We start from the raw sequence: 4,820 nt of genomic DNA on the forward strand, positions 1-4,820 counted from the left end.
CATGCAGCGGCCCCGGTCCATGCTGACCCGGACCTTCGCCTCGGTGAGCGTGGTGATCCAGTCTGATCCGGAGAACTGGCTTCCCTGATCGGTATTCATGATCTCCGGCGGGCCATACTTCTCGATGGCCTCGCTCAGCGCGTCCACCATCAAGTCTGCATGCATGGTGTTCGACAACCGCCAGCTCAGCACCTTGCGCGTCGCCCAGCCCATGATGGCCACGAGATAGAGGTATCCCCCGCTGGCCGGAATAAATGTGATATCGGCGCACCAGACTGGCTGGGACGCGTGATCTTGAAGACCTTCAGCAAGCAAGGGAAGACCGGATGGGCCGGATGTGGCTGGCTGGTCTTTGGCCTCAAACGAACCAACGACAACAATGGTCGGCAAACTCTACGAATGATCTTCCGGAATCAAGCGGCTTAGTCACTAAACCAGGACGGCGCGACAATACTTGGTCAGGTAGCTCAGACTGGTAAACAGTTGAGGAAGGCGGGCACGGATGATGATCGCCACTTATTACCATGATTTCGAAACAGTTACTCCGTACAAAGCCGGTTCAGTCAGAAAGACATTGCTATAAAGTCCAGGGCTGTCGTCCTGCAAATAGGCTCCCGTTATCACCTCTTCGTCAAACAGGTTTTTGGCAAAAGCTGTGATTTGGAAGCCGGTGTCATCATTCGCCAAGACAAGAGAAAGATTGACATTTTCCCAGCTGGAAATCTCGTCGCGCGGAACGTTCCAGATACGAGCAAAGCTCTCCGCTTGATAGTAATAATCACCGCGGATTGTCAGATCCCAGCTACTATTACCAATAGATGGAAAAGTATACTCCGCTGCCAAGTTTAGCGTAGTATCCGGAGCACCCGGCAGATTGTTGTCGCTGAGGTTTTTGTTGACGCCGTCGAATGGCGTCAATGCGCCGATTGTGCGGAGTGATCCGTCCCCACCGACATAGGACACATCTCCCAGCCCAAAAGTCGCCTCCTGACCTGCAAAACTGCCAAGACACAGCCCAGCAGTAGAGCCCGCGTCAAGTTGCCCAGCCGCGATTGCGCCTAAAATCGTTGCATACCCTTCTGCGGAAACAGCGCAGTTCGAATAGCTTGCCGCGTTCTTCAGAACCACGAAATCGGAGTTACCGGCCGTGCGATCAAGGACGTCAATCGCAAAAACATCAACCAGCTTAGATTCGAGCAAACCGAGATTTGCAGACAACAGCCAGTTACTTCCGGGCGCCCAAAGATATTCAATCTCCAGGCCGTACACCTCAGCATCGACATTGAAATTCACCGATGAGCGGTTGATCACCTGAGTGATCTGGTAATCCGTATAGTCATAATAGAAGCCTGCGAGATTAAGTTGCTGTGTGTCTCCTGCGAACCGATTTTTGGTTCCAATTTCGTATGCATTGATGAACTCTGGTTCAAAAGTTGACGGGAATGCGTTGGCATTATCCGAAGGCTGCGGTGGGTTTATGCCGCCTCCCTTGTAACCGCGGGAGTAAAAGCCATACAGAAGCGTATCATCTGTGAACGAAAAATCCGGTGTCCAATCAAATCCGGCGCGCCCTGTAACCTCTTCAAATTCAACCTCGAAAATTCCGTCGACATTTCCGTCTAGGTTCGTCTCTGTCGCCGGATCCGGAACCGGAGCTAATGGATCCGCGCGGACGACATCAGGCGTGAAGAGATAGGTCGGAATGTTCTTTTGCGACTTTTCATCCTTCGTGTAGCGCAATCCGAGCGTGAAGGTCAGTTCATCATTTATATCATAATATGCTTCCCCGAAGAGCGCTGTCGACTGCAACTCATAAGGGGAAACTGTCCGAAAGTAATTTCGTCCCAAGCCGTTGAGTGAATTGAGGATATTTGAGTCGCCATCCACATTGGACTCATCAAGGCTTGCAGGGAATGGAACTCCCGGAATCACTGGTGGTCCACCAGCTGCAAGTGATGCGTTGTGTAATTGCAGCAGACCGGTAAGGGCATTGCTTATGAAGTAGTATCCATCGATTACATCGTCATTGCCCGCCTCATAGTCCATATAGATGGCGCCGAGATTGAAATTCAGCGGGCCACTAAAATCCGACTGCAGACGCAGTTCTTGCGTAAAGGCCTCTGTTGTTTCACCGGATGGATCCGCCACCGTATAAATGTTCGAGGGGCCGATCTGCGGGTCATTGACGACGCCGCCGGGGAAAACTGAATTGTAGAGATCGACTTGCGGATTTATCCCTGGTGGAATTGCTGACAAGTCATTGAAGGTGATTGTGGGCTCGACTTTTGAGACATCCTCAACAGAGAAAACAGATGTTTCATTGAAGCTCGACAATGAAGTCAATTTCAGGACATCATTGATGTCCCATGACAGACTAAGTGTCCACAAATCCTGTTCGGCTTTGTAGAACGGATCGAATCCTGCCGCAATAGTTCGCAAATCCTGAATGGCTGGTGCGGTAAATGCATCTCCATTGAGCAGCCCAACCTGAACAGCTAGCCCACCCGCGAGCGTCGCGACCGAATTCACCGTATCGCGCGACTCGTCAAGAGGCGCACTTAGACAGCCCTGAGAGGTGAAAATCTGATCATCGAAGGCGATGGGAATGCCCGCAAAACTAGTGTCTAGAGGGTCTTTCCGGCAAAGCTGCTTGCCCGAGCGGAGACGCGTATCCTCTTCTTCGAAATGTTCATATAATAGCCACCCGCTCAATGAGTCTGTCGGCTCAAATCCAAGAGTGGCGCGGATTGACCACAAGTCCCGGTCGTCAATATCGTTGCCGGTGACTATATTATCAACGTACCCGTCGCGTTGCGTGAGAGATCCGGCAACTCGGAGGGCAACCCGTTCTCCTACGGGCAAATTGACCATGCCGTTAGCTTTTACGGAATTATAGTTCCCGTAAGTCAGCGCGGCGTCTGCCTGGAATTCTTCGAAAACCGGCTTGGCGGTGATCAAGTTGAACACGCCTCCATTAGCGTTTCGGCCATAGAGTGTTCCTTGTGGCCCACGGAGGATTTCGACCCTCTCAGTGTCAAAGAATTCGGATTCGAAGAGTCTGTTCGATTGAAGGGGGACGTCGTTCTGATGTATGCCTACCCCGGCATCGCCGGACGTTGCTACGACATCTACTCCTATGCCCCTGATTTTGAGGTTGAATCCAGTAAATTGTCCTTTGGTGAACGACAGGTTCGGCACAGCTTTTGTGAGATCTGGACCACCAGTTAACTGGAGTCTGTCAATTGCCTCTTCATCAAAAGCAGAAACAGCAATTGGCACGTTCTGCAGTGACTCTGAAGTTTTCTGAGTCGTAACAACGACCGACTGCAGCGTTCTCACATTGTCTTCTTCTTGAGCATCTGCCGCTAGCCCAATGCTCGAAACCGATGCCGTTGTGTATAGAAACGCCACCCAAGCTGATCGCGGAAAAATCATATTTACCTCCCCTTATCACGTCCGTCTATCGCGGATTCATGTGTCTTCGTATGAAATCGCACGGTATGCAAGCAAACAAATTACGGGAAAGCGATTAATTCAGTGTGCTCCCATATTGTATGGACATAGTTATAAATCTGCTGTACCTAAGCTATAACTCAGGCGGTAAACTGCGGTCCCGCAGCGTCTTCTGAGCCATGGGGTGTCATTTTTGTTGTCTCGGCCGCGTGAAAAACGTGTCACGTCGTCGGGAAAGCATCCTCCCAACATTCCACAGCTTAGGGAAACTTGCTGGCTAGATTATTCTAGCCAGCACCTTTTTTTATACTCCGATCATATCGGTTGAATATTGATCCGCACAAAGCCAAACTATACTGTTAATTAAGGCGCGTTTCGTTTGGGGCTGAGGTGATCATACAAAACTGGACAGTGAGCTAAGGTATATCCCGACAGCCGAAGGAATATCGAGCATGGGACGAAAGCGGCGGAAGTTCACCGGCAGTTTCAAGGCGCAGGTGGAGCTGAATGCGCTGCGCGGTGGCAGGACGATCCAGGAGATTGCCACGAAGCACAATCTGATGCCGACGCAAGTGAGCGCTTGGCAGAAGCAGGTGTTTGAAGGGATGGCGGATGTGTTCGCCAAAGGCGAGTCGTCAGACGAGCGCAAATCCGAGTTCAAGGAACTGGACGCCAAGATCGGGAGGCTTGCAGTGGAGAACGATTTTTCCCTCAAAATGCTCCAGCTATGAGCCCCGGCGAACTACGTAGCATGATCCAGCCGGACCATCCGAAACTGAGCCTGAGCGCGCAATGCCGAGTGCTGAACATCTCCCGGTTAACGCTCTACTACCGGCCACTGCCGGCGAGCGTGGAGGAGCTGGCCCTGATGAATACGATTGACAAGCTGTTCACGAAGTATCCGTTATTCGGCAGTCGCCAGATTGGCTGGCGCGGGACGGTTTAAAGGCGGGACGCCACCGTGCGTGCCGCCTGATGCCCCAGATGGGCCTTCAGGAAGTTTATCGAAGGCCAAAGACCAGCCAGCCACATCCGGCCCATCCGGTCTTCCCTTGCTTGCTGAAGGTCTTCAAGATCACGCGTCCCAGCCAGTCTGGTGCGCCGATATCACATTTATTCCGGCCAGCGGGGGATACCTCTATCTCGTGGCCATCATGGGCTGGGCGACGCGCAAGGTGCTGAGCTGGCGGTTGTCGAACACCATGCATGCAGACTTGATGGTGGACGCGCTGAGCGAGGCCATCGAGAAGTATGGCCCGCCGGAGATCATGAATACCGATCAGGGAAGCCAGTTCTCCGGATCAGACTGGATCACCACGCTCACCGAGGCGAAGGTCCGGGTCAGCATGGACCGGGGCCGCTGCATG

Annotated in this window: 5 protein-coding genes; 3 read left to right on the forward strand and 2 right to left on the reverse strand. The window is 52.4% G+C overall.

Features of this window, described 5'->3' with window-relative positions; all coding sequences use genetic code 11:
- The coding region (locus tag B8783_RS00070; RefSeq protein WP_139792164.1) for a DDE-type integrase/transposase/recombinase at positions 1 to 390 on the reverse strand (390 nt) is incomplete at its 3' end.
- A 129-nt stretch (positions 391 to 519) separates the two neighbouring features.
- Positions 520 to 3,435 (reverse strand): TonB-dependent receptor, encoded by a 2,916-nt coding sequence (locus B8783_RS00075; RefSeq protein WP_084417745.1) that lies wholly within the window; start codon positions 3,433 to 3,435, stop codon positions 520 to 522.
- 470 nt (positions 3,436 to 3,905) lie between these two features.
- Here B8783_RS00075 and B8783_RS00080 point away from each other — a divergent pair, with 470 nt between their 5' ends.
- From B8783_RS00080 to B8783_RS00090, 3 genes are all read left to right on the forward strand, one after another.
- Entirely contained in the window at positions 3,906 to 4,184 is a 279-nt protein-coding gene (locus tag B8783_RS00080; RefSeq protein WP_084417746.1) for a transposase, read from the forward strand.
- A gap of 20 nt (positions 4,185 to 4,204) precedes the next feature.
- Positions 4,205 to 4,399, forward strand: coding sequence for a hypothetical protein (locus B8783_RS00085; RefSeq protein WP_139792165.1), 195 nt, complete (start codon positions 4,205 to 4,207; stop codon positions 4,397 to 4,399).
- A gap of 19 nt (positions 4,400 to 4,418) precedes the next feature.
- The coding region (locus B8783_RS00090) for a DDE-type integrase/transposase/recombinase (protein ID WP_139792166.1) at positions 4,419 to 4,820 on the forward strand (402 nt) is incomplete at its 3' end.

Origin of the sequence: Henriciella litoralis (assembly GCF_002088935.1) — a bacterium.
Lineage (GTDB): Bacteria > Pseudomonadota > Alphaproteobacteria > Caulobacterales > Hyphomonadaceae > Henriciella > Henriciella litoralis.